We start from the raw sequence: 24,538 nt of genomic DNA, 5'->3' as shown, positions 1-24,538 counted from the left end.
TTTGCTCCTTCAAATCATGTTCGCTGTGCACGCCAGAGGCGCGTCAAACTTAAGCCCCTTAAGAACCTTCGGCCCAGCGGGCCGTCAACCCTCAAGCCCGATAGGGCTTGTCCATAAGAAGTCAGCGTTACGCATTGACCCTTTGTGTTATATGTGACAATGCCCGTCGGCCGAAGTGTTTCTTTTTATTATACAACATTCCATGAGAGAAAAATGAAAAAGCACCGGTTTTGCCGGTGCTTTCAGATTTCCTTATCTTACGCTTTTGACTTTCAAGTGTCTTTCGAGAACTCTGAGGCACATGGAGACGAAGAAGGTCATAATGAAGTAGTAGAGGGCTACAATGACCAGCGGCGGGAATGGCTGGAAGCTGATGCCCTGAATGGTGGTGGCGGTGTACATGAGGTCTGCCATGCCGATGACGGAGACCTGGGAGGATTCCTTGATCAATGTAACGAATTCGTTGCCGATAACGGGAAGGATGTTCCTGATGGCCTGAGGTATGATGATACGGACCATGGATTCCCATTTGGAGAATCCCAGAGACATGGCGCCTTCCAGCTGGCCTTTCGGTATGGACTGGATGCCGGAGCGGACGATTTCACATTCGTAGGCACCGGAATTGATGATGAGGGCCAGAACGCCGGCGGAGAGTCTTTCAAAGTCTACGCCCATGATCTGGAAGCTGGGAAAATGGATGCCCAGGAAAGGCAGTCCGAAGAAGACCAGGGAAATCTGCACCAGCACCGGGGTGCCGCGGATGATTTCCACGTATACTGCCGCAATGGCCTGCAGGATTTTAATGCCGGAAATCTTCATGAAAGCAAGAACAATGCCCAGCAGAAGTCCGAAAAAGCAGGACAGAATGGATATGATAATTGTGATTTTAACGCCTGACATGAATATGTCATTATATTTGACTGCCGTGTCTATGACCATTTCCATAGATGTTCATCTCCTTAAATATCAGCATGAAGCAGACGCTTCAGGAATGTCTGTGTTCTTTCTTCTTTTGGATGGGTAAAGATATCTTCCGGATTTCCTTCTTCCACAATATATCCTTTATCCATGAACACTACATGATTGGAGACGCTTCTGGCAAACTGCATTTCGTGGGTAACCACAGCCATGGTCATGCCGGCCAGGGCCACTTCTTTCATGACCGTTAATACATCGCCTACCAGCTCGGGATCAAGAGCCGAGGTCGGTTCATCGAAGAGGAGCATTTTCGGCTTCATGGCCAAAGCTCTGGCAATGGCCACGCGCTGCTGCTGACCGCCGGAAAGTTCGCCGGGATAGTAGTCGGCCCTTTCTGCCAGCCCTACCCTATCAAGAAGCTCCATGGCCTCTTCTCTGGCCTGGCTTCTAGGAATCTTCTTAATGTGGATAGGAGCATACATGACGTTTTCCACAGCAGTGAACATGGGGAACAGGTTAAAGGACTGGAACACCATGCCCACGTCCCGGCGGAGCATTTTCACATCCGTCTTTTCGTTGACCCTTTTCCCTTCAAACCACAGCTCCCCGCCGGTGGGTTTCTCCAGAAGGTTCAGACAGCGGAGAAAGGTACTCTTCCCGGAACCAGAAGGCCCGATAATGGTGCACACTTCACCGTTCTCAATTTTCATGCTGATATCCTTCAGCACTTCCACCTTTCCGAATGATTTCCGGAGGTGCTTTATTTCATAAATGACTTTTTTACTGTTTTCCATTTGACTCACGCCCTTCTATTTGTGAAGATTCTAGCATAAATATACAGTTAAGTCAACAAGATTTTGCATAAACTGCATAAAAAATGCATTCTCTCCAGAGAAGGAGAGAATGCATTTGAAAATTGGAATTTCCTTTATTTCATCGATAAAAGAACAGGTTCAAGGAAGAAGAATCCGGCTGTATTGACTGCATACGATTGGTATATACAGTATATTTATACATACCTCAAAGGCCGAACTGTTTCTCCAGGCGGCTTCTGTAAGCCCCAAAGAGGCGGAGTGCTTCCTCCTCGTTTCTTCCCCTCAAAGAGTAGTAGAATTTAATCTTCGGCTCTGTGCCGCTGGGACGGATAGCAAACCAGCCGCCACCTGCAAGGCGGTACTTCAGCACATTTTCTCTGGGAAGGCCGCCGATGCCTTTTTCAAAGTCCAGGGTCTCCACCGTTTCCGGAATGACCGATTTCATATCCATGGACCGGGCTTCCTCCATAATGGATGCAATGCGCCTTCCCCCTTCCAGCCCCTTCAGGGTGTAGGAAAGACTCTTGTCGTAGTAATAGCCGTAGGTTTCATAGAGCTCTGCCAGCACATCAGTGAGCGTCTTTCCAAGGGATTTGAAATAAGCTGCCATTTCGCAGATCAGCATGGCCGTCACCACGGCGTCCTTGTCTCTGGCGTGGGTGCCTGCCAGATATCCGTAGCTTTCTTCAAAGCCGAAGACGAAATCATGGGCCGGGTTCCTCTCCCACTCCGTGATTTTCTCTCCGATATACTTGAAGCCTGTCAGCGTCTCTACCACCTGTACATGGAAACTTTCGGCAATATCAGCGGCCAGTTCGCCGGTGACCACCGTTTTCACCAGGGTAGACGCCGGAGTGAGACGGTCTTTCCCTGTGGAAAGCAGGAAATAGGTCAGAAGCGCTCCCATCTGGTTTCCGGAAATCAGGTTGAATTGACTGCCCTTCCTCACAGCAGCACCGATGCGGTCGCTGTCGGGATCCGTGCCAATCACGATATCCGCCCCTTTTTCCTTTCCGAGCCGGATGCCCAGGGACAGGGCGTCTTCATTTTCCGGATTTGGAGAAGATACAGTGGGGAAATCGCCATCCGGCATTTCCTGCTCCTTCACGATAAGAAGGTCCCTGAAACCGGCTTTTCCAAGAATTTTCTCAACCGGCACACGGCCGCTGCCGTGGAGGGGCGTATACACCACCTTCAGAGGCGGCGGATTTCCATGGTAACGGGATTCTTTGAATATAGTATCAATAAAGAGATCCACCACGTCCTCTCCCAGCCAGGTGATGAGATCCTCCCGGGTCCTGTGATCGATGGCGGACAGGTCTTTCACCTTCTCCACATACTCCGTAAGCACATCGGCCTTTTTCGGCACCAGCTGGCCGCCGTCTTCCCCATAGACCTTGTAGCCATTGTACTCCGGCGGATTGTGACTGGCCGTGATGACAATGCCGCCCAGGGCGTGGAAATGACGGACTGAGAAGGAAAGCACCGGAATGGGCTCCAGTTCTTTAAAAATCTTCACAGGAATGCCGGAAGCCGTAAGGACAGCAGCCGCTTCCACTGCAAACTCCCTGGAATGGTTTCTGGAATCATAGGCAATCACCAGGCCCCGGGAAAGCTCCCCGGGATACAGAGCCTTCAGATACTCCGAAAGCCCCTTCGTGGCCCGGGCCACCGTATAGCGGTTCATGCGGTTCGTGCCGGCGCCCATGATTCCCCGAAGACCAGCCGTCCCAAATTCCAGATCCCTGTAGAACCGGTCTTCTATTTCTTTTTCATCATGAAGGGCAGAAAGCTCCTTCTTCGTTTCATCATCGGCCCAGGAGAGCCAGTCTTTATACGTTTCTTTATATCCCATATGTTTTAGTTCCTTTTAATAATTGATACGCCTGCGGCGTGAGGGTTCTTAGGATTGATGGGCCCTTTCGGGCCCAAGGGTTCTTAAGTTTGACGGCCCTTCGGGCCGAGGGTTGTGGATTGCCCTTTGGGCAATACTTATAAAGTCAGCGTTACGGATTTACTTTCAGTGTCATATGGCATGAAAAGCATTCTGGTGATTAGCCGCTACGCGGCTCCCCCTTATCCGGCTGCGCCGGACTTTCCCCCATCCGGGGGGACAGAATAAATCGCTCTATGCTTTCCTGCAGAGACATGGCTCCATGGCTAAGTACCCATAGTGCCCCCGCTTGCGGTGGCAAGGGAACTTGATTCGCAGGGAGCCGCAGGCGACTGAGAATCAAGTGACACGCTTCCCAACGGGGCGGAAAGGTGGTGCAGTAAGGCACCAAAGGGGGCATTTCCAACGCCCGCAGGGCGGTTGTATGGTTTTATACAAACTGGCGCCTTCTATCAATTCATAGGCGCCCTACAACCCCCCTCGCGCCAGAGGCGCGTCAAACTTAAGCCCCTTAAGAACCTTCGGCCCAGCGGGCCGTCAACCCTCAAGCCCCATAGGGGCTTGTCCATATGGCGTCAGCCTTACGCCCTCCTACCGTCTCTCTGCCATAAATTCGTCTAATGCCGAGAGGGCCCTTTCTGCCAGTTTCTGGTTTTTTTCTTTTTTCGGCACCCTTTTTTCCAGAGGCGGAATGAGGCCGAAATTGACGTTCATGGGCTGGAAATTTTTGCCCTCAAAGTGGGAAATGTAGTGGCAAAGGGCACCGATGGCCGTTTCTCTGGGGAAAGGTGTCGGCGGTTTTCCAAGGAAACGGGAAGCGGCGCTCCAGGCGGCCACAATGCCGGAGGCTGCGGATTCTACGTAGCCTTCCACACCGGTCATCTGGCCGGCGAAAAAGAGACCTTCTCTTTTTCTTGTTTCCATGGTGGCATTCAAAAGATCCGGGGAGTCCATATAGGTATTCCGGTGCATGACGCCGTAGCGGATGAATTCAGCGTGGGCAAGACCTGGAATCATGCCGAACACCCGCTTCTGTTCGCCCCATTTCAAATGGGTCTGGAAGCCTACCAGATTATACATGGTATCGTCTTCATTATCCTGGCGCAGCTGCACTACGGCATAGGGGTCTCTGCCGGTTCTGGGATCAGGCAGGCCCACCGGTTTCATGGGCCCGAAGCGCATGGTATCTTCTCCCCTGGCAGCCATGACTTCGATGGGCATGCAGCCTTCGAAAACTTTTTTATTTTCAAAGCCATGGACCGGTGCCATTTCCGCCTGGCAGAGAGCTTCCCGGAAAGCCTTGTATTCTTCCTCATTCATGGGGCAGTTCAGGTAAGCCGCTTCGCCTTTATTGTAGCGAGACATGCGGTACACCACGTCCATATCCAGGGAGTCTTTCGTCACAATGGGAGCAGCGGCATCGTAGAAATGAAATCCTTCGCCGCCGCAGAAATTTTCAATATCCTCTGCCAGAGCCCCTTCGGTCAAAGGCCCTGTGGCAATAATGACGATGCCCTCCCGGGGGATGGCAGTCACTTCCTTTTCCACAAAGGTTACCAGAGGATGATCCTTCACCAGACGGGTCACTTCCCTGGCGTATCCCATGCGGTCTACTGCCAGGGCACCGCCGGCAGGCACCTGGTGGCTGTCGGCAGCCTTCATGATGACTGAATGAAGGCGGCGCATTTCTTCTTTTAAAAGCCCCACTGCATTGGTGAGGGCAGCAGCTCTTAAGGAATTGCTGCACACCAGCTCCGCAAAATAGGGAGTATGATGGGCAGGGGTCTGTTTTTGGGGTCTCATCTCTACAAGAGTTACAGGAATCCCCATTTCCGCCAGCTGATAAGCAGCTTCACTGCCTGCCAGACCGGCGCCGATGACTGTTATATGATCATTCACTTTTCTTCTCCTATATGACACGCCCTTTCGGGCGTGAGGGTTGACGGGACTTCGTCCCGAAGGTTCTAAAGGTTCGTAAGTTTGACGGCCCTTCGGACCGAGGGTTGTGGATTGCCCTGTCGGGCAATGCTTATAAAGTCAGCGTTACGGGTTTAACCTTTCAGTAGCATATGACATGATAAGCATTCTGCGGATTGGCTCGCTGCGCTCGCCTCCCCCTTTCCGGCTGCGCCGGACTTCCCCCTATGCAGGGGGCAGAATAAAACACCGCGGAGCCCCGCGACCCGCGAATCCAGTGACATGCTTCCCACCGGGCAAGGTGGTGGCGTCAGCCACCAAAGGGGGGATGCATTTCCAACGCCCGCAGGGCGGTTGTATGGTTTTATACAAACTGGCGCCTACTATAATTCATAGGCGCCCTACCACAACCCTCGCCCCTAAAGGGGAAACGACTCACTATGATTTGTGCGTCGCTTTGCTCCTTCAAATCATGTTCGCTGTGCACGCCAGAGGTGCGTCAAACTTAAGCCCCTTAAGAACCTTCGGCCCAGCGGGCCGTCAACCTTCAAGCCCCATAGGGGCTTGTCCATCTAACTAGCACACTAGTACACTAGTTCACTAGCTCACTATCTCACTCTTTCGTTTCCTTTTCTTTTCCCTTTTTCTTTTTCGGATTCGTTGGACAGTCGGGATTTGAGCAGAAAATGAGCTCTTTGCCGTTTTTATAGGTCTTTTTTACCATAATAGAGCCGCAGGTGGGGCAGAACTGGTCCACCGGTTCGTTCCACAGGGCCATATCACATTGAGGGTAGCGGCTGCAGCCGTAGAAGGTACGGCCCCTTCTTGTTTTTCTCTGCACCATATGGCCTTCATGGCACTTGGGACAGGTAATGCCGGTATCTACCACGATGGCTTTATTGGCATTGCATTTCGGACATTTCAGGTATCTTCCGTAGGGACCTTCCCGATACACCATGAGAGTGCCGCAATGATCGCATTTCACGTCAGACACTTCTTCCGGTCCCTGAAGGATACTGTAAGGTTTGATATTCCGGCAGCTGGGGTAGTTGGGGCAGGCCAGATACTTGCCGTAGCGGCCCATTTTTACAATCATGTTGGCGCCGCACTTTTCACATTTCACATCGGTTACTTCCTGGCTTTCCTGCTTTTCCTTATCCGCCTGACTGTTGGCCGCTTCCAGTTCCTTATCGAAGACCTTGTAGAAATCGGTCATCACCTTTTTATACGTAGCATGGCCGTCGGCGATTTTATCCAGCCAGTTTTCCAGATTGGCCGTGAAATCTACATTGATAATACCTTCGAAATATTTCTTCAGCAGGTTTGTCACTTTAAACCCGATTTCCGTAGGTACAAACTGCTTTCCTTCCTTCACCACATACTTCCTCTTCTGGATGGTATCCAGAATGGGGGCATAGGTGGAAGGACGGCCGATGCCCTTTTCTTCCATAGTCTTGATGAGGCTGGCTTCGGTGTACCTTGGCGGCGGCGTGGTGAAATGCTGCTCCGCTTCCGTTTTCACATGGGTCACCTTTTCCCCCTTCTTCAGAGGCGGAAGGGAAGCGTTTTCCTCCCCTTCCCCTTTCTTTTCCTTTGCCGGCTGCATAATGGTGAAGCCGTTAAAAAGGACGTGGCTCCCGCTGGCACGAAGGGTGCAGCGGCCGCTTCCCAGAAGGGCAGTGATGGTCATCTGGATCTGAGGAGCCATCTGGCTGGCGATGAAACGGTTCCAGATGAGGGTATAAAGCCTGAGCTGGTCCCTTGAAAGCACGGATGTCAGAGCATCCGGCGGAAATTCCAGACTGGTGGGCCGGATGGCTTCATGGGCATCCTGGGCCTTCTTTGATTTCGCAAACACATTGGGTTTGGGAGGCAGATACTCCTCGCCGTACACCGTTTCAATGTAAGGCCGCACCTGGGCGATCATTTCATCGGAAATACGGGTGGAGTCAGTACGCATATACGTAATGAGCCCTACATGACCATGGCCGGGGATTTCGATACCTTCGTACAGATTCTGAGCCAGCATCATGGTTTTCCTGGAATTGAAATTGAGACGATTCACCGCATCCTGCTGCATGGTGGACGTAGTATAGGGCGGCTTGGCCTTTCTCTGCTTCCGGGAACGGGTGACGGAAAGGACTTCTGCTTCCTTCCCTTCCATATCCGCCACCGCAGCGTCCGCTTCCTCTTTGCTGCGGATAGAGGCTTCCTTCCCATCGATCTGCACCAGCTTCGCCTTGAAGGATTCTGAATCCGCCTTCTTGTACAGTCCCTCTACGGTCCAGTACTCTTCCGGCTTGAAAGCCCTGATTTCCTCTTCCCTTTCGCAGATGAGACGGGTAGCCACGGACTGCACGCGCCCTGCCGAAAGGCCACGGTAAATCAGCTTCCACAGCCATGGAGACAGCTTGTAGCCCACCAGCCTGTCCAGCACCCGCCGGGCCTGCTGCGCATCCACCCGGTTCATGTCGATGGGCCCGGGATGTTTGATGGCCTCCTTGATGGCAGGCGGCGTGATTTCATGGAAAGCAATGCGCACATGATCTTCGGGATTCACATCCAGAAGCTTGGACAAATGCCAGGAAATCGCTTCTCCCTCACGATCAGGGTCCGTTGCCAGAAGGACAGTCTTTGAGCGGTTCGCTTCTTTCTGCAGATCCTTGATAATAGACTCCCGCTCAGCGGAATCCACATACTCCGGCTTGAAGCCATTCTCGATATCTACCCCCAGCGTCTTCTGCGGCAGATCCCGGAGATGGCCCTTCGATGCCATGACCTTGTAGTCAGGCCCCAGGATCCTCTCTATGGTTTTCGCCTTCGCCGGTGATTCCACCACCACCAGCGTCTTCCCTTTGGGATTCGGCTTCCTCTTAAACAACACCGGCGCCGCAGCCTTCGCCTTTCGGCCCCGTTTCTTCTTTTCCAGCGTAATCGTTCTTGTAATAGGCAAATCTATTTCCTCCTCTGTCACTTCAGGGAAAAAATATGAAAACCGGAATCCCTGCCTTCAAGCAGGAAGCACCGGCTCATATAACACTCCCGGCCTGGCCGGAAGCTTCATCTTCATCTTCATAAGTCATATGTAATTATATAAGAAAAAAAGAAAATGGCAAAGGGAAATTTAGTGAACTGGGTACTGGGGGCTCGGGACTGGAGACTAGAGATTAGAAACTGGAAACTGGGGGCTAGGGCAATGGGTCTCTTCTCACAAGATTACTGCCCTATGACTACATACCTCCCGGGACCGGTCTCTTTGATGTATCCCTTCAGCTGGAGACGTAAAAGCAGCATAGTCAGCCTGACTACGGAAAGACCGCTTTGTTGAAGAATATCCTCTGCCTGTACTTCATTTTCTGTACAGCAGAATTTGTATACCATTTCTTCTTCAAGAGTCAAAGATTCTTTACCCGTTTTTTCTACTTTCTCTTCCTGCCTTTCCCATCCATATTCAGATAGAACATCTTTGAAAGAAGTACAGCAGATAGCGCCATTACGAATCAGTTGATTTGTCCCTTTGCAGGATGGAATATAAATGCTGCCGGGAACAGAAAAAACGTCCCTTCCTTCTTCCAGGGCAAAGTCAGAAGTAATGAGAGATCCGCTTCGTTCAGCCGCTTCTACAACAATCACACCACGACACATACCGGCTATGATTCGATTCCGGGCAGGAAACTGTCTTCCCAGGGGAGGAGTACCAAGAGGATATTCAGAAATAATGGCGCCTCCCTCTTCCACGATTTGATGGAACAGATTCCTGTTTTCCGGTGGATATACCCTGTCCAGCCCGAAGGCCGCCACTACAATAGTAGGTGCCCTGCCTGCCAGCGCCCCTTCATGGGATGCGCTGTCTATTCCTCTGGCACCGCCGGAAACAACAGTAATTCCCTCTTCTGCCAGCCCTCTGGCAAACCGTCCGGCTGTCTGCACTCCATAGGCGGTAGCCTTTCTGGAACCTACGATGGCTATAAGTTTTTCATGATCCGGAAGTTTCCCTCTGTAAAAAAGAACTGCCGGTGGATTAGCGGTAGTTCTAAGAAGAGCTGGGTAATCCTCTTCTTCCCACGTACTGCACCGTATATGGTTTTGAATCAATTTTTCCATAACCGCATCCGGGTTTGTTTCGTGACGCCATGCAAGAAAAGCCGCTTCTCCATTACCATGAAGCACATGGGATTTACGAATATCTTCATCCGACGCTTTCCATACATCTTCTGCCGTATGAAAGAATTCAATGAGTCCCCGCATACGTTTAGCTCCCAGCCGGGGACATCCTGGCAGAGCCGCTGCGTATTTGTCCATGGTCACCTCCGAGGAATCATATTTCTATAGCTGATAGCTTCTGCCACATGAGAAGCTTCAATGCCGGATTTTCCATCCAGGTCAGCCACTGTACGGGCTACTTTTATAATCCTGTCATAACTTCTGGCAGAAAGATGGAGCTTTTCAAATACTTCCCGAAGCATTTCCGTGCCATCCTTATCCAGGTGACAAGTTTCTTTCAACTGTCGATGTCCCATTTGCGCATTGTTCTGCATGTGCCAGGGAGCAAGTCTTTCTGCCTGCACGCGGCGGGCTTCTTCCACCCTTTTTGCAATATCCGCTGAAGCTTCCCCTTTAATCGTAGCAGTTAATTCGCTGTACTTGGGCCGCTGCACGGAAACATGAAGATCGATACGATCCAAAAGTGGACCGGATATTTTTCTCCCATAACTTCTGATCTCGCCATCAGTACAGGTGCAGGGATGATCCGGATCTCCCAGATAACCGCAGGGGCAGGGATTCATGGCGGCAATAAGGATAAAATCAGCAGGATAAGTAAAGGATGCATTAACCCTGGAAATATGGACTTCCCTGTCCTCCAAAGGCTGCCGAAGCACCTCCAGCACAGAACGTGGAAATTCAGGAAGTTCATCCAGGAAAAGTACACCCCTGTGAGACAAAGTCACTTCGCCAGGGCGGGGAATGGTTCCGCCGCCAATGAGTCCTGCCATGGAAATCGTATGATGAGGGCTTCTGAAAGGTCTCTCTCTCATAATATCTTGCGCTTTAAAGAGCCCAGCCACACTGTATATCTTCGTCACTTCCAGCGCTTCTTCCCTAGTCATCGGCGGGAGAATGGTCGTTATGCGTCGGGCAAGCATAGTCTTGCCTGATCCGGGCGGCCCTGTCATAAGCACATTATGGGCACCGGCAGCTGCTATTTCCATGGCCCTCTTAGCCATAACCTGCCCCTGCACTTCCGCAAAATCCACATCACTGACAGGAGGGCGCTCCGATTCATGACGTACTGCCGGAGCCATGGGATGGTGACCAGTCAAAAACTCAATCAGTTCTCGTAAAGTTTCTGGCCCATACACCTCAATATTCTCACAGAGAAGAGCTTCATTCGTCACCGAAGGCGCCATAAAGAAACGGGATACTCCTGCTTCCTTCCCTGCTAAAACCATGGACAGAATCCCCGGTACTGGACGGATTTCACCCTTCAGCGATAATTCCCCGATGAAAATGGTATTTTGAAAACATTCAAGCGGCACTTCACCACTGGCTGCCAGAAGACCCATGGCAATAGGCAGATCCAAACCCGAACCGTCTTTCTTTAAATCTGCCGGCGCTAAATTTACAGTCACCTTATCTACCGGGAAATGATATCCCGAATTACGTATGGCCGAATGAACTCGTTCTTTAGACTCCTTGATAGAAGCTGCCGGAAGACCCACAATATCGAAAGCAGGAAAGGCTTTATTAATATCTACTTCCACACCGATGACATGACCATTCAGGCCAAAGGTCGTTGTCCCCAGTACCTTAGCATACATATGAATCCCTCCAAGAAAATAAACTATTAAAATGCATTTCTTGTATGGCGGAATTTGGTTTCCCCTTCCCAAGATACCATAACCTCTACAACATCAAAACGAATATGTGTGTCCTCTATCCTCCGTTTCATTACATATGCTCTGGCTCCCAGGCGAATATGCCTCTGCTTTGCAGGATTCACCGCCTCCACCGGTTCTCCATACCTGCGATTATGACGGCTTTTCACTTCTACGAAGACCAGTGTACCACCATCATTCATAATCAGGTCAATTTCACTATGGACTGTTCTGAAATTGCTATCCAAAAAATGATATCCTTTTTGTTCTAAATACTGTCTGGCCAATCTTTCTCCAACACGACCGAATGATGTCTTCTCCATAAGGTGCTCCCATTCGTTTAAAACAATATTTAGAAAATAAGAGAAAAGGTAATAAATAGCATTCTGATTAATTCCGGTTAGTTAAGTACCGGACATAAGCTGTGAAATAAACATTGATAGTTATCTGCCAATTCCTATTCCCCCCCTATTGTAAAAGCAAACGAAGCTATCCGTCAATGAGTTTAAGGAATGTATCATAAAAACATATGGATAGCGGAAATGCTATTCTTTTCAATCATGCTTTCCCTATTTCAGCAAATAAAAAGCCTCCCCTAAGGGAGGTTTTTATTTGGTATACCGATTATTTCTTTGCTTTTTTAGCTTTTGCTTTCTTTACGTTGACTTTTTCTTTCAGCTGTTTGGAAACGCGGAATGCCGGGGTCTTGGATGCGGGGATCTTGATTTCAGCCTGGGTGGAGGGATTGTGGCCTACACGGGCTTTGCGCTGACGGACTTCGAAGGTACCGAAGCCGATGAGCTGTACTTTGTCTCCCTTTACGAGGGCGTTGGATACTACATCAAGGGCTGCTTTGACAGCCTTTTCAGCATCTTTCTTTGTCATTTCTGCTTCCTGGGCTACTGCTGCGATGAGTTCTGTTTTGTTCATAACTAAACATCCTCCTTTAATAATTGACGGTTGAACCGCCTTTAGTTCCAATGGGAAGGTTTTTGTGCCATGAAGTCTTTCCACCGCTGCAGGGTTTCTTCCGGGCTCATGTCAGAAAGGTTCTTTCCCTCCTGCATGACGAAGTCTTCAAACGAATGAAGCCGGCTCATGAATGCTGTATCAGAGCGGTGCAAAGCCAGTTCCGGCTCGATTCCTTTTTCCTGCAGATAATGGACCAGGTGGAAGAGGAAAGCGCCTGCTTTCTTTTCCCTATCCATTTCACGGTCATCTTCCAGAAATTGGGAAATCTTTTGTTTCATGTCCGCCGGAAGGTCTTCAGGGAATAAGAGGTTCTGAAGCCCGTTGGAACTAACTTTCTTTTGAATTATACACGTTAAAAGCAGACTTGGCAAGCCTTTGGGCACGCCGGAAAGCAGATATTTCCTGTTTTTTTCAATTCTTTTGCGTTTTTCCCACTCCCGGGGTACCGAAAGGGTGCTGTCTTTGCCTGTTTTGTCAAAGACGAAGGGGTGGCGGCGCACCATTTTGTCGTTCACGCCGTCTGCCACGTCCTGCATGGTGAAGAAGCCTTCTTTTTCCGCCAGAGCCGCGTGGAAGAGGATCTGAAAGAGCACGTCTCCCAGTTCTTCTTTCAGGTTGTCCATGTCTTTCCGGTCGATGGCATCGATGACTTCATAGACTTCCTGGATGAAATAGGTGCGCAGGGTCTCATGGGTCTGGGAGCGGTCCCAGGGGCAGCCTCCGGGGGCCAGAAGGCGGTGCACCGTATTGTCCAGGGCTGTGAGGTCATAGGGAGATGCATCCCGGACTCTGGCTTTCCGGCTGTCAAAGAGAATAGTCTCCGGGCAGGGAGGCTGGCGGGTTTCCATTTCCCTGGCGGTTATGCGAAGGATATTTCCCTCTCCAAGGATAATGAGGGGAGCATCTTCTTCATAGGCCGCAAGAAGCCTTTTAACAAGGATTTTTCCCTCTTCCGGGCGGCAGTCCCGAAGGATGAGCAGATGGTCCATATGAAGGGGAATGGAAGCGGCTTCCCTGCCGCTGACTATGGTGAAGCTGTCTTCTCCGGAGAGGAGTCCTTTGTCTTCCAGAAGTTCTATCAGTTCTTGTCTTTCCATTTTCCTACCTCCACCCGTTGATGAGGGATTGTACTTCTTTGAAAATACGGCCGGCATGGTAGCCGTCACATACGGCATGATTCACTTCCAGGGCGAGGGGCATGTAGTAATGGCTTCTCTTCCGGTGGAGCCGGCCCATGGTGTACATGGGGAAGAAGTTTCCGGGAGTTTTGGGAAAGCTGAGATGGAGGGACTGGAAGGGCACCCAGGGAATGACGGACACGGGGAAAAGGTTGGCCGGCCGGTCCGGTTTCCCGAAGAGACCTTTCACTTTCCCGTAGCGGGCCTCGTCGGCCTCGTAGGAGGCAAGGAAGTCATCATAGTTTTCACTGTACTCTGTCCACAGACTGGAGAAGGTGTGGTCATCCTTGTGGAAAATGGTGTAGCTTGGGTGTACCACATCATAGTACCCCAGCTCCCCTTTTTCGTTAAAGCTGATGCGGTAGCGTTTATGACGGTTTTCCACCACCGAAAGGAAATAGAGCATGGCGGGATAGGGTCTTTCTTTGCGCTTCATCACAGGCGTTACGTCCAGATTCAGGGTCATGCTGTAGAGGCAGGGCACTTCATGAGAGAAGTAGGAGAAATATTCCTCCCTGTCCCAGCGGCTCCTGTCGATGGGTATAAATGTCATGGTATACCTCCTTTCGGTGATTCTCTATGGTTATACTATACCATATGGATACGCCTTTAGCGTAAGGGTTCTTAAGATTGATGGGCCCGAAGCCCCGTCAAACCTAAGAACCCACACGCCCACCAGAGCGTGTCAATAAAAAACGGCCGAATGGCCGTTTTTTATTCTATCCCATAGATGCGAAGTCCGTTTTTTCTTGTTTCTTCCACTACTTTTTCCACGGTCAGTCCCTTGAGTTTTGCGATTTCCCGGGCCACGAAGATCACATTGGCCGGTTCGTTGCGTTCTCCTCTATGGGGAGGAGGTGTCAGGTAGGGGCTGTCGGTTTCTATAAGGAGGTGGTCCAGGGGGATGTCCCGGGCCGCTTCTTTGAGACGGCGGCTCTTCGGGAAAACCAGGGGACCGGCGAAGGAGATGTAGAATCCCAGTTTCATCATTTCTTCCGCCGTTTCCAGGCTGCCGGAGAAGCAGTGCATAATGCCTCTCATGCGGCTGCTTCTGTGCTCTTTCAGTATGGAAAGAGTGTCGCCATGGGCTTCCCTGTCATGGATCAGGAAGGGAAGGTCCAGATCTTTGGCCAGTTCTATCTGACGGCCAAACCATTTTTTCTGGGTTTCCTTATCGCTGTAGAAGAAGTGGTAGTCCAGGCCGATTTCGCCGATGGCTTTGACTTTAGGCGATGATTCCGCCAGGTCCCCTATTTTCTTCAGTGTTTCTTCGTCGGCATTCTTTGTTTCATGGGGATGAATGCCTAGGGCTGCATAGACAGGGCCATAGGTTTCCGCCAGATGAAGGGCTTTCAGGCCGGTTTCGTAGTTTTCAGAGGGAATCACCACGAAGCTCACCGCCTCCAGGGTGCGGGAAAGGACTTCATCCCGGTCCCGGTCGAAGGCTTTATCGTAAAGGTGGGCATGGGTGTCGAAGGGTTTCATTATTTGACCTTGCTGCCGGCAGGCATATCCACGAAGGGCACCTTGAGCGCTCCATCTTTGGAGGCTGCCAGGATCATGCCCTGGGATTCGATGCCCATCAGTTTGGCCGGTTTCAGATTGGAAACGAAGATGACATGTTTGCCGATGAGGTCTTCGGGTTTGTAGTATTCGGAAATGCCGCTCACCACGGTTCTCACATCATCACCGCCCAGGCTGACGGTCATTTTGATGAGTTTCTTGGATTTCTTGACTTTTTCTGCCGTCAGGATTTCAGCTACCCGAAGGTCTGTTTTGAAGAAATCGTCAATGGAAATCGGGTTTCCAACTTCTGCCTTCTTTTCTTTGGCAGCCGGCTTCTTTTCTTCTTCCTCTTCGATTTCAATGCGCGGGAAAATCTGGTCTCCCTTATGGGTCATGGTGCCGTCGGGAATACCGCCCCATACCAGATCTTTGTAGCAGGCGTCCTTGAAATCGGCAAGGCCCAGCTGGTTCCAGATTTTTTCAGCGGCAATAGGAATCACCGGTTCGGAAAGGAGGGATACAAAGCGCAGGCCTTCGCAGAGGTGGTAGAGCACCACATTCAGGAGATCCTTCTTTGCGGGATCTTTGCCCAGAGCCCAGGGCATAGTAACGTCGATATACTTGTTCAGGGAGCGGATATAGGTCCATACGGCCTTGATGGCATCATTAATCTTCCAGTTGTCCATGCCGTTTCTGAAAGCGGAAAGTGCAGCTGCCGCATTGGCTTCCACTTCTCTGGAAGCTTTATCGATGACGGGATCTGAAGAAGCATCGCCTTTATGGAGAACGCCGCCGTTGTACTTGTCCACCATGGACAGGGTGCGGTAGAGCAGGTTGCCCAGGTCGTTGGAAAGGTCGGAGTTAATGCGGGCAATGAGACGGTCCCGGCTGAAGTTGCCGTCCTGTCCCAGCTGGATATCGTTTAAGAGGTAGTAGCGGATGGCATCGGAGCCGAATTCGCGAAGCAGCGGAATGGGATCGATCACGTTGCCCCGGGACTTGGACATTTTTTCGCCGTCCACAATGAGCCAGCCGTGGCCATAAACCTTCTTCGGCAGTTCAATGCCCAGGCTCATCAGCATAATGGGCCAGATAATGGTATGGAAGCGGACGATTTCCTTCCCCACCAGATGGACATCAGCAGGCCAGAATTTCTTGAATTTTTCCGGATTGTCCACAATGCCGGCAGCTGTCAGGTAGTTGACCAGGGCATCGAACCATACGTATACCACGTGTTTGGGGTCGAAAGGCACCGGAATGCCCCAGGTGAAGCTGGTGCGGGACACGCAGAGGTCCTCCAGGCCGCTCTTCACGAACTGGATCATTTCGTTTCTGCGGGACTCAGGCTGAATGAAATCGGGATGTTCTTCGATATATTTCATCCAGCGGTCTGCATACTTGGACATTTTGAAGAAATAGGCATCCTCGCTTACCCGCTGCAGAGGACGGCCGCAGTCCGGGCATACATGGTCCGGTGTCAGTTTGTTTTCCGGCCAGAAGGTTTCATCAGGAATGCAGTACCAGCCTTCGTACTTGCCAAGGTAAATGTCTCCCTTGTCATAGGCCCGCTGGAAAAGCATCTGTACCACTTTCTTATGACGTTCTTCAGTGGTACGGATGAAATCGTCGTTGGAAATATTCAGTTCTTTCCAGAGCTGCTTGAAAAGGGCTACAATCTTATCCACATACTGGATCGGCGTAACCCCTGCTTCCTCCGCTTTCTGCTCGATTTTCTGGCCATGTTCGTCGCTGCCGGTCAGGAAGAATACATCATAGCCGTCAAGCCGTTTGAACCGGGCCATGCTGTCGGCAATGGACGTACAGTAGGTATGTCCGATGTGCAGCTTCGCACTGGGATAGTAAATGGGGGTGGTAATATAATATGCTGGTTTTTCACTCATAAAAAAGGCCTCCTGCATTGTATTTAAAAAGAATATTCCTCTTTAGACTGCAATATTCTTAATTATAACACAGAACAGCAGAATAAACAGATAATGACGGGAAATTTATGGATACACCCTGCGGTGTAAGGGTTGACGGGGCTTCGCCCGTGGACACGCCTGCGGCGTGAGGGTTCAGAGGGTTCAGAAGGTTCAAAGGGTTCAAAGGGAAAGGTTCTTAAGATGGATGGGCCCTTTCGGGCCCAAGGGTTCTTAAGTTTGACGGCCCTTCGGGCAATGCTTATGAAGTCAGCGTTACGGAATTGGCTTTTCGGTGTCATAGGGCTTGATTGACATTCTGCTGAATTATCTGCCTTCGGCAGATACACCCCCTATCCGGGCTGCACCGGACTTCCCCCGCAAGCGGGGGCAGAATAAAGCTAACGCATAGCGAAGAATAAAGTCCCCCCGCCGGGGGGAAGGTGGTGGCGCCAGCCACCAAAAGGGGTGCATTTCCAACGCCCGCCAGGGCGGTTATATGGTTTTATACAAACTGGCGCCTTCTATCAATTCATAGGCGCCCTACAGCAACCCTCGCGCCAGAGGCGCGTCAAACTTAAGCCCCTTAAGAACCTTCGGCCCAGCGGGCCGTCAACCCTCAAGCCCCAAAGGGGCTTGTCCATAAGGCGCCAGCCACCAAAGGTGGGAATGCATTTCCTCGCCCGCAGGGCGGTTGTAAAGGTTTTATCATAAGAGGGCGCCTTCTATAATTTAAAGGCGCCCACCACAACCCTCAGCGGCATAGCCGCTGTCAAACTTTAGAACCCTCGGGGCGATAGCCCCGTCAAACTTTAGAACCCTCAAGCCCGAGCGGAAAGGCGCTCAGGAACGGGAGGAGAGGAGAAATTGATACACTTCTCTCCTGGAGAGGTGGTATTTTCCTGCAGCCTGCCGGGCTGCTTCTTTTAAGGGCAGTGTTTTGGCCAGTTCCAGTGCTTCGTCCTGCCAGGAGGTTTCTTCTCCTTCTTTTTCTTCCATATCCTGGTTCCAGCCTTCTACGAGAATGACGTATTCTCCCCTGGGGTCTTCTTCGTCCATGTGGCTCCGAATGGAAGAGAGTGTGCCTCTTTCGAAGGTTTCAAATTTCTTTGTCAGTTCCCTGGCGGTGACGGCTTTTCTGTCACCCAGAGCTTTCATCAGGATGTCCAGGGTTTCTTTGATGCGGTGAGGCGCTTCATAGAATATGAGGGTCACCGGGACGCGGCTCATGTCCTGGAGGAGTTTCTTTCTCTTAGCCGTGATTTTCGGCAAAAAGCCGATGAAGGCAAACTGCCGGGCATCGAGGCCGGAGGCCACGAGGGCGGTTAAGGCAGCGTTGGGACCGGGAAGGGGAACGATGGGGATGCCCGCTTCGATGGCCAGGCGCACCAGGTCCGCACCGGGGTCAGAAATCACGGGCATGCCGGCATCGCTGACCTGGGCCACCGATTTCCCATCCTTCAGCAGGTCTATGATTTTTGGGCCCGCTTCTTTTTTGTTATGTTCATGGTAGGACACCACGTGGCCCCCTATGGAGAGGTGATCCAGGAGGATCCGGGTATGGCGGGTGTCTTCGCAGGCGATAATATCCGCCTCCTTCAGCACGTCCACCGCCCTCTCCGTAATGTCTGCCAGATTTCCTATGGGTGTGGGCACCAGGTAGAGGGTGCCCGGTTTCACTTCGTTCATATGTCTTCCTTCCCGTATATTTCCAGTATTTCCTTCGTATAGGATCCGTCGCTGTTATGGATGAGAAGCGGCGGTTCCACAGCCATTTCCGGATGGCCTCCGTACTTCCATTCCAGAAGTACCCGCACCGCATGATGGCCTTTTCTTGCATAGATGAAACGGAGGCGCTTGGGCTCCATGCCGTACTTTCTTCCCAGGGAAATGAGATCCGCCGTGCGGTCTGCCCGATGCACCATGGCCAGACGGCCGCCGTATTTCAAAAGGTAGCGGCTTGTATAAAATACTTCTTCCAATGTGGCATTCAGTTCGTAGCTGGCGCTGGCCACTCCCCGGCTTTCGCTCATTTTGCCGCTTCCCACTTCCCGATAGGGCGGATTCACCACCACCAGAGAAAAAGAACCGGAGGGGAAATAGTCCTTCACCTTCCGGTAGTCGCAGGGCACCACGTGAATCACCGATTCCTTCCCGTTGCCTTTCACGTTTCGTTCTGCCAGATCCGCCATGATGGGATTCACTTCCAGGGCCGTAATGTCCCTGCCGCCCAGAGCTGACATGAGAAGGGCGATGACGCCGGTACCGGTGCCCAGGTCGCAGATTTTATCTTTTCCTTTAATAGCGGGATAATGGGCCAGAAGCACGGAATCGATGGAAAAGCAGAACTGGTCCGGCCGCTGGATGAGCTTCATACCATCCCGCACCAGGTCGTCCAGCCTCTCCCCTTCTTTTAATTTCCAATCACTCATTTTCTTCCTGTTCCACAGCGTCCCAGGACAGAGTTTTCGTCTTCTGCCCGTCCAGCTGTACTTTCACTGTATGTTTCTGGCTGTTCACATAGAGCACCTGGCCGCTGCCTTCGTCGGTCATGACCTTCATGCCCACCCGGAAGCGGGGGCCTTTCCCCTGCATGGCACAGCATCGTCTCTTCCGGTTATCCCCCTCGTACATGTCATTTTCAAAGCGCAGGCAGCACATGAGTCTGCCGCAGACGCCGGAAATCTTGGTGGGGTTCAGGGACAGCCCCTGGTTCTTGGCCATTTTAATGGAAACGGGGGCGAAATCGCCAAGGAAGGTGGCGCAGCAGAGAGGCCTTCCGCAGGAGCCGATACCGGATACCTGCTTGGCTTCATCCCTCACCCCTACCTGCCGCAGTTCGATGCGGGTATGGAAAACAGCAGCCAGTTCCTTCACCAGTTCCCGGAAATCCACCCTGCCATCGGAGGTAAAAAAGAAAACGATTTTATTTCTGTCAAAAGTATATTCTGCCCGGAGAAGTTTCATAGGCACTTTGAACTTTTCAATCTTCTTCAGACAGATATCAAAGGCCGACTTTTCCCTTTCCCTGTTCCGTTCCAGCTGGGCCATATCTTTCATGGTGGCCTTGCGGATGGCCGGCTTTAAAGGAGCATCTTCATCAAGCACCGGGTGCCTGGGTATGATCACTACGCTGCCGTACTCCAGTCCCCGGGACGTTTCCACAATCACCCCGTCATCCAGATGGATATCGAGATGATTGGAATCAAAATAATAAATTTTACCTGCCGGCTTAAAACGGACGCCGATTACCTGATCCATTCTTTTTCGCCTTTCTGTATATGTTCCAATGTAATGAGAATCATGTCCCAAATATTCTTTATATTAATATAACGAGCCACTGCCGTTTCCGCCGTCTTCAGCGCCAGCAGTGCCTCTTCTCCTTTTTCGCCCTGCCAGAAGGGAGCTATCCGCTTCTCCCTTGCCGCCACAGTGACGCAGCGAAGGGATGCAGGATTTCCCGTTTCCGCCAGCACATAAATATCCCGGCCCACCAGCAGAATCCAGCGGAGCATTTTCAGAAAATCCTTCCGTTCCTTAAACTCCATGGATGAGAGGGTGGAAAAGGGCCTGTCGCTTCCTGTCACCGTTTCCCAGAAATCCATGGCGCTTTCGGGCTGGGCACTGCCGCCCTCATCGCAGACTTCCAGCGTAATGCCCGGATTGCCCTCGGACAGCTGAAAGAGTACCTTTTCGTCCATGCCTCTGGGAAAATGGATGTCTTTCCTGCGATGGATAAAGGAATCATAGTCGTTTTCCGACAAAGGCAGGAATCCGAACCGCTCTCCTCTGGAAATAATGGTGGGGAGAAGGGCATCCAGGTCATGGGTGATCAGGATGAAATGAATATTTCCTTCCGGTTCCTCCAGCGTTTTCAGCAGGGCATTGGCCACAGGGTCCATCATGGTCTGGGCCTCATCGATGATGCACACATGGGGTTTCTCGTCAAAAGAAGCCATGGCGGAAAGGAAGGTCCTGAACTGCTCGATTTTAAGCTCCATACCCACGGGATGGAGGTACCATACCTGTTCATCGGCCAGGGTGAGAACAGGCGTCTTCTGCCGCTCTTCTTCGGAAAGCTCAGCCAGCTCATTCATGAGCTTCTCTGCCTTCCCCGTCAGGATTCCTGAAAGATCCAGGGCCGCCGTAGTCTTCCCCAGCCCCTCATCTCCGTAGAAAATCAGGGTATGGGGCAGCCGGTCTTCTTCCAAAAGCCGTTTAATCTCTTTCTGTACCTTCTCCTGCCCCTCCACACGGGGAAAGAATCCTGCCATACATGCCTCCCTGCCGGACCGTACCGGACTTATGATTATTCTACCATGACTGCCTTAAGACTGCAAAAGGGGCACGGCTTTCCGCGCCCCTTTTGCAGAGGGTTCTGAAGTTTGACCGGCCTGTGGCCGGAAGGTTCGGGGGGAAAGGTTCTTAAGTTTGACGGGGCTTTCGCCCCGAAGGTTCTTAGGTTTGACAGCCCTTTCGGGCTGAGGGATGAGTATAAAGTCAACGTTACGGGAATATCTTCCTTATGCTTTCGTCACCCTAAACATGGCGGTGAGTGAGCCACTTCTGGTGGCTTTTTCCCCCCTTGGTGCCTCTTTTTCCTCGCTCGAAGGGCGGTTGTACGGTTTTCCCACGGGCGAAGCCCGGTTTTAAAGGTTTTCTTTATATTGCGCCGCAGGCGCCACCACAACCCTCGCGGCCTGAAAGGCCGTGTCAAACTTAAGCCCCTTTAGAACCTTCGGCCCAAAGGGCCGTCAACCCTCACGCTCGAAGGCCCATCAACCTTTACACCGAAGGCGTGTCAATGACCTTTTCTATATCCGTAATCCGATCCACATAGGGCACTTTTTCCCTTTCAAAGAGGGCGGCTTCCTTTTTCCCTTCCAGTCCGGTCAGAATGCCGATGAATTTCGTGCCCGCTCTCCGGCTTCCCAGCACGTCGGAGTAGGAATCGCCGCAGACGTAGACTTCATCGCCCGCAGCCGGTTTCATTTCTTCCTTCAGATAGGCTTCATAATTTTCTCTTTTTCTGCCGAAGAGGGCGCAGCTGAAAATAAAGGGCGCCGGCTTGTCGGGCACAGGGCAGTGGAACAGGCCTGCTGCCTCCACCGCGTCCGAGGCAGTAGCCAGGTACAGGGGATCAAATTCCTCATACCAGTGGAAAAGCCTGAAAGGAATTTCCATTTCCTCCCGAGCCCTTCCTGTGGCCACTGCAATGGCAAATCCTTTTTCCTTGAGCCTGATGAAAAGGGAGCGGATAGCCTCTGCCGGCGCCAGAGGCACCTCCCGGGACAGGAACCCCTCTTTGCCGCCGCTGTATGGCACATGGTGAAGAAGGGAAATAAAAGTATCGTCTCCCAGATACCAGGCCTGAAAGGCTTCGGTGTGGATGGTCCAGAAAGGAGAACGAAGAAGTGCCCAGTCCGAGCCATTTCCAAAATCACCGGCCATGGTCTTATAAAGGCAGGTCACCACGTCCTCCCCTTCCAGGTCCGGTGGAATCACAGCCTCCCATTTTGCCAGGATTTCTTCCGCTTCAGGCACCGGAAGTCCCATAAGGGCAAGGCCCGCTTCCTTCATGTCCGAAGGCTTTTCAAACGTAAGGCAGACCTTTTCCCCGCCGGACCGTTTCTCATAGGTCAGCGCCATCAGCCAGAGCGCCGTAATGAGCCAGCAATGCACCATGTCCCAGTTGGAATTGATACCATGGGCCTTCAGAAATGCAAGAAGCCGGTCCTTTCCCCACACCCGGCTCCGGCAGGAGGCAATCTGTCCTTCTGTCACATGGCGGGCATCAAAATCCTCCCCCTCCAGGGGAAGGCCCATATAATCCTTGCTGTAAAGCAGCTCCCACACCGTGAGGGCGGATACATCAAAATACCTTTCCTCCGAAAGGAGCACCCCATCCACATCAAAAATCACCTTTTTCATCCTGTTCCTCCTGTATGAAAAAATGGGAATCTCCCCATTCCTGTTTTTATTCATTTTATCATATTTCATAGAAGGGCGCGAAAGACCGGATCCCGAAAGAAAGAAAAGACGCCAGCCCCGAGGCCCATTTCACCTTTACTTATGATATACTGTTAGTAACTTATTTTATAAGGAGGCAAACCATGAACATTTTAGTCACCGGCGGTGCCGGATACATCGGTTCCCACACCGTGAGAGCCCTTCTTTCTTCCCGCCGCTTCACACCTGTTGTTTTTGACAATCTGTCCACCGGTCATGCAGAATCAGTTCCGGAAGGAACGGTACTGGTGAAAGGGGACATTCATGATATAGATTTTGTTGCGGATACCCTGAAGAAATATAACATTGAAGGAGTCATCCATTTCGCTGCCTATTCCCTGGTGGGCGAATCCATGGTGGATCCGGCCAAGTACTACACCAACAACGTGGAAGGCACCCTTCATCTCCTTCTTGGCATGAAGAAGGCAGGAGTAGACAAAATCGTCTTCTCCTCCACGGCTGCCGTGTACGGGGAACCGGAAAAAACACCCATAGAGGAAGATTTTCCCCATAACCCCACCAACGTATACGGCCGCACGAAACTGGTCATTGAAAACATGATGAGGGACTTCACCAATGCCTACGGCCTTCACTATGTGGCCCTGCGCTACTTCAATGCCGCCGGCGCCGCTCTGGACGGCTCCATCGGAGAAGACCACAATCCTGAGTCCCATCTCATTCCCCTCATCCTGAAGACAGCCCAGGGTGTCCGCGACCACATTGCCATCTACGGCACCGACTACCCCACCCCCGACGGCACCTGCATCAGGGACTACATCCATGTACTGGACCTGGCCGACGCCCATGTGCTGGCCATGAAATACCTGGCAGAAGGCGGAAAGAGCACCTACTTCAACCTGGGCAGCGAAAAGGGATTCAGCGTCCGTGAAATCATTGAAACCGCCAAAAAAGTAACAGGCATCGACTTCAAAGTCACCGAAGAAGCCCGCCGCAGCGGCGACCCTGCCATCCTCATCGCTTCCTCTAAAAAATGCAGAGAAACCCTGGGCTGGCACCCCACCCATTCCACCACAGAAGAAATCATCGCCTCCGCCTGGAAATGGCATAAGGAACATCCCTACGGATATAAGTGACAGCGCCTTCGGCGCTGAGGGTTCTTAAGTTTGACCGGCCTGTGGCCGGAGGGTTCTAAGGTTTAACAGCCCTTCGGGCTGAGGGTTGTGGTATCGCCCTTGGACACACCTTCGGTGTGAGGGTTCTTAAGATTGACCGGCCTGCGGCCGGAGGGTTCTTAGGTTTGACGGGGCCTTTGGCCCCGAGGGTTGTGGTATCGCCCGCAGGGCGATGAGTATAAAGTCAGCGTTACGGGATTTACTTTCAGTGTCATATGACATGAAAAGCATTAAGGTAATCAGCCACCTCCGGTGGCTTTTTCCCACCTTGGTGCCTTACGGCACCAAAGGGGGAATGCATTTCCGACGCCCGCAGGGCGGTTGTATGGTTTTCCCACGGGCGAAGCCCGGTTTTAAAGGTTTTCTATAAACTGGCGGCAAAGCCGCCCACCACAACCCTC

At 51.7% G+C, this 24,538-nt stretch carries 19 protein-coding genes; 1 reads left to right on the top strand and 18 read right to left on the bottom strand.

The window, feature by feature from the left end; translation table 11 throughout:
• Positions 1-252: 252 nt before the first annotated feature.
• From HMPREF9453_RS01915 to HMPREF9453_RS01830, 18 genes are all read right to left on the bottom strand, one after another.
• Positions 253-945: an amino acid ABC transporter permease gene (locus HMPREF9453_RS01915; protein WP_008858875.1), complete on the bottom strand. Its 693-nt coding sequence runs from the start codon at positions 943-945 to the stop codon at positions 253-255.
• 14 nt (positions 946-959) lie between these two features.
• Entirely contained in the window at positions 960-1,712 is a 753-nt protein-coding gene (locus HMPREF9453_RS01910; RefSeq protein ID WP_008858874.1) for an amino acid ABC transporter ATP-binding protein, read from the bottom strand.
• A 226-nt stretch (positions 1,713-1,938) separates the two neighbouring features.
• A complete protein-coding gene (locus HMPREF9453_RS01905) occupies positions 1,939-3,588 on the bottom strand; it encodes a phospho-sugar mutase (protein ID WP_008858873.1) in 1,650 nt (549 codons plus the stop codon).
• A 630-nt stretch (positions 3,589-4,218) separates the two neighbouring features.
• Entirely contained in the window at positions 4,219-5,526 is a 1,308-nt protein-coding gene (trmFO, locus tag HMPREF9453_RS01900; RefSeq protein ID WP_008858872.1) for a methylenetetrahydrofolate--tRNA-(uracil(54)-C(5))-methyltransferase (FADH(2)-oxidizing) TrmFO, read from the bottom strand.
• 631 nt (positions 5,527-6,157) lie between these two features.
• Entirely contained in the window at positions 6,158-8,497 is a 2,340-nt protein-coding gene (gene topA / locus HMPREF9453_RS01895) for a type I DNA topoisomerase (RefSeq protein ID WP_008858871.1), read from the bottom strand.
• A gap of 263 nt (positions 8,498-8,760) precedes the next feature.
• A complete protein-coding gene (gene dprA, locus HMPREF9453_RS01890; RefSeq protein ID WP_008858870.1) occupies positions 8,761-9,846 on the bottom strand; it encodes a DNA-processing protein DprA in 1,086 nt (361 codons plus the stop codon).
• 2 nt (positions 9,847-9,848) lie between these two features.
• Positions 9,849-11,363: a YifB family Mg chelatase-like AAA ATPase gene (locus HMPREF9453_RS01885; RefSeq protein ID WP_008858869.1), complete on the bottom strand. Its 1,515-nt coding sequence runs from the start codon at positions 11,361-11,363 to the stop codon at positions 9,849-9,851.
• A 26-nt stretch (positions 11,364-11,389) separates the two neighbouring features.
• Entirely contained in the window at positions 11,390-11,743 is a 354-nt protein-coding gene (locus tag HMPREF9453_RS01880; protein WP_008858868.1) for a YraN family protein, read from the bottom strand.
• 301 nt (positions 11,744-12,044) lie between these two features.
• Positions 12,045-12,350 (bottom strand): HU family DNA-binding protein, encoded by a 306-nt coding sequence (locus HMPREF9453_RS01875; protein ID WP_008858867.1) that lies wholly within the window; start codon positions 12,348-12,350, stop codon positions 12,045-12,047.
• A 41-nt stretch (positions 12,351-12,391) separates the two neighbouring features.
• A complete protein-coding gene (gene mazG / locus HMPREF9453_RS11375; RefSeq protein ID WP_008858866.1) occupies positions 12,392-13,489 on the bottom strand; it encodes a nucleoside triphosphate pyrophosphohydrolase in 1,098 nt (365 codons plus the stop codon).
• 4 nt (positions 13,490-13,493) lie between these two features.
• Positions 13,494-14,123, bottom strand: coding sequence for a chloramphenicol acetyltransferase (locus HMPREF9453_RS01865; protein ID WP_008858865.1), 630 nt, complete (start codon positions 14,121-14,123; stop codon positions 13,494-13,496).
• A gap of 161 nt (positions 14,124-14,284) precedes the next feature.
• Entirely contained in the window at positions 14,285-15,055 is a 771-nt protein-coding gene (locus tag HMPREF9453_RS01860; protein WP_008858864.1) for a TatD family hydrolase, read from the bottom strand.
• On the bottom strand, positions 15,055-16,977 hold the full coding sequence (metG, locus tag HMPREF9453_RS01855) for a methionine--tRNA ligase (RefSeq protein WP_008858863.1): 1,923 nt from the start codon (positions 16,975-16,977) through the stop codon (positions 15,055-15,057). The genes HMPREF9453_RS01860 and metG overlap by 1 nt, the downstream gene beginning before the upstream one ends.
• 861 nt (positions 16,978-17,838) lie before the next feature.
• Positions 17,839-18,684 (bottom strand): 16S rRNA (cytidine(1402)-2'-O)-methyltransferase, encoded by an 846-nt coding sequence (gene rsmI, locus HMPREF9453_RS01850; protein WP_008858862.1) that lies wholly within the window; start codon positions 18,682-18,684, stop codon positions 17,839-17,841.
• The gene (locus HMPREF9453_RS01845) at positions 18,681-19,427 is read right to left on the bottom strand and encodes a tRNA1(Val) (adenine(37)-N6)-methyltransferase (RefSeq protein WP_008858861.1); all 747 of its coding nucleotides are present in this window, start codon (positions 19,425-19,427) and stop codon (positions 18,681-18,683) included. Before HMPREF9453_RS01845 ends, rsmI begins: the two co-directional genes overlap by 4 nt.
• A complete protein-coding gene (locus HMPREF9453_RS01840; protein WP_008858860.1) occupies positions 19,420-20,256 on the bottom strand; it encodes a PSP1 domain-containing protein in 837 nt (278 codons plus the stop codon). The genes HMPREF9453_RS01845 and HMPREF9453_RS01840 overlap by 8 nt, the downstream gene beginning before the upstream one ends.
• Positions 20,244-21,269: an AAA family ATPase gene (locus tag HMPREF9453_RS01835; protein WP_008858859.1), complete on the bottom strand. Its 1,026-nt coding sequence runs from the start codon at positions 21,267-21,269 to the stop codon at positions 20,244-20,246. The genes HMPREF9453_RS01840 and HMPREF9453_RS01835 overlap by 13 nt, the downstream gene beginning before the upstream one ends.
• Before the next feature lie 511 nt (positions 21,270-21,780).
• A complete protein-coding gene (locus HMPREF9453_RS01830) occupies positions 21,781-22,926 on the bottom strand; it encodes an HAD family hydrolase (protein ID WP_008858858.1) in 1,146 nt (381 codons plus the stop codon).
• Positions 22,927-23,108: 182 nt separating this feature from the next.
• On the opposite strand from HMPREF9453_RS01830, the gene galE reads away from it, so the two are divergent.
• Entirely contained in the window at positions 23,109-24,098 is a 990-nt protein-coding gene (gene galE, locus HMPREF9453_RS01825) for a UDP-glucose 4-epimerase GalE (RefSeq protein ID WP_008858857.1), read from the top strand.
• The last annotated feature ends 440 nt before the right edge of the window (positions 24,099-24,538 follow it).

The organism is Dialister succinatiphilus YIT 11850 (assembly GCF_000242435.1).
GTDB classification, from domain to species: Bacteria; Bacillota; Negativicutes; order Veillonellales; family Dialisteraceae; genus Dialister; species Dialister succinatiphilus.
Note: the sequence above shows the minus strand (reverse complement) of the source record. Positions and strands in the feature narration are given on the sequence as shown.

Bases quoted from the DNA above. Each gene is read 5' to 3' on its own strand.
- HMPREF9453_RS01915 (WP_008858875.1), bottom strand. From the start codon at position 945: ATGGAAATGGTCATAGACACGGCAGTCAAATATAATGACATATTCATG.
- HMPREF9453_RS01910 (WP_008858874.1), bottom strand. From the start codon at position 1,712: ATGGAAAACAGTAAAAAAGTCATTTATGAAATAAAGCACCTCCGGAAA.
- HMPREF9453_RS01905 (WP_008858873.1), bottom strand. From the start codon at position 3,588: ATGGGATATAAAGAAACGTATAAAGACTGGCTCTCCTGGGCCGATGAT.
- dprA (WP_008858870.1), bottom strand. From the start codon at position 9,846: ATGGACAAATACGCAGCGGCTCTGCCAGGATGTCCCCGGCTGGGAGCT.
- HMPREF9453_RS01885 (WP_008858869.1), bottom strand. From the start codon at position 11,363: ATGTATGCTAAGGTACTGGGGACAACGACCTTTGGCCTGAATGGTCAT.
- HMPREF9453_RS01880 (WP_008858868.1), bottom strand. From the start codon at position 11,743: ATGGAGAAGACATCATTCGGTCGTGTTGGAGAAAGATTGGCCAGACAG.
- HMPREF9453_RS01875 (WP_008858867.1), bottom strand. From the start codon at position 12,350: ATGAACAAAACAGAACTCATCGCAGCAGTAGCCCAGGAAGCAGAAATG.
- mazG (WP_008858866.1), bottom strand. From the start codon at position 13,489: ATGGAAAGACAAGAACTGATAGAACTTCTGGAAGACAAAGGACTCCTC.
- HMPREF9453_RS01865 (WP_008858865.1), bottom strand. From the start codon at position 14,123: ATGACATTTATACCCATCGACAGGAGCCGCTGGGACAGGGAGGAATAT.
- HMPREF9453_RS01860 (WP_008858864.1), bottom strand. From the start codon at position 15,055: ATGAAACCCTTCGACACCCATGCCCACCTTTACGATAAAGCCTTCGAC.
- metG (WP_008858863.1), bottom strand. From the start codon at position 16,977: ATGAGTGAAAAACCAGCATATTATATTACCACCCCCATTTACTATCCC.
- rsmI (WP_008858862.1), bottom strand. From the start codon at position 18,684: ATGAACGAAGTGAAACCGGGCACCCTCTACCTGGTGCCCACACCCATA.
- HMPREF9453_RS01845 (WP_008858861.1), bottom strand. From the start codon at position 19,427: ATGAGTGATTGGAAATTAAAAGAAGGGGAGAGGCTGGACGACCTGGTG.
- HMPREF9453_RS01840 (WP_008858860.1), bottom strand. From the start codon at position 20,256: ATGGATCAGGTAATCGGCGTCCGTTTTAAGCCGGCAGGTAAAATTTAT.
- HMPREF9453_RS01835 (WP_008858859.1), bottom strand. From the start codon at position 21,269: ATGGCAGGATTCTTTCCCCGTGTGGAGGGGCAGGAGAAGGTACAGAAA.
- HMPREF9453_RS01830 (WP_008858858.1), bottom strand. From the start codon at position 22,926: ATGAAAAAGGTGATTTTTGATGTGGATGGGGTGCTCCTTTCGGAGGAA.
- galE (WP_008858857.1), top strand. From the start codon at position 23,109: ATGAACATTTTAGTCACCGGCGGTGCCGGATACATCGGTTCCCACACC.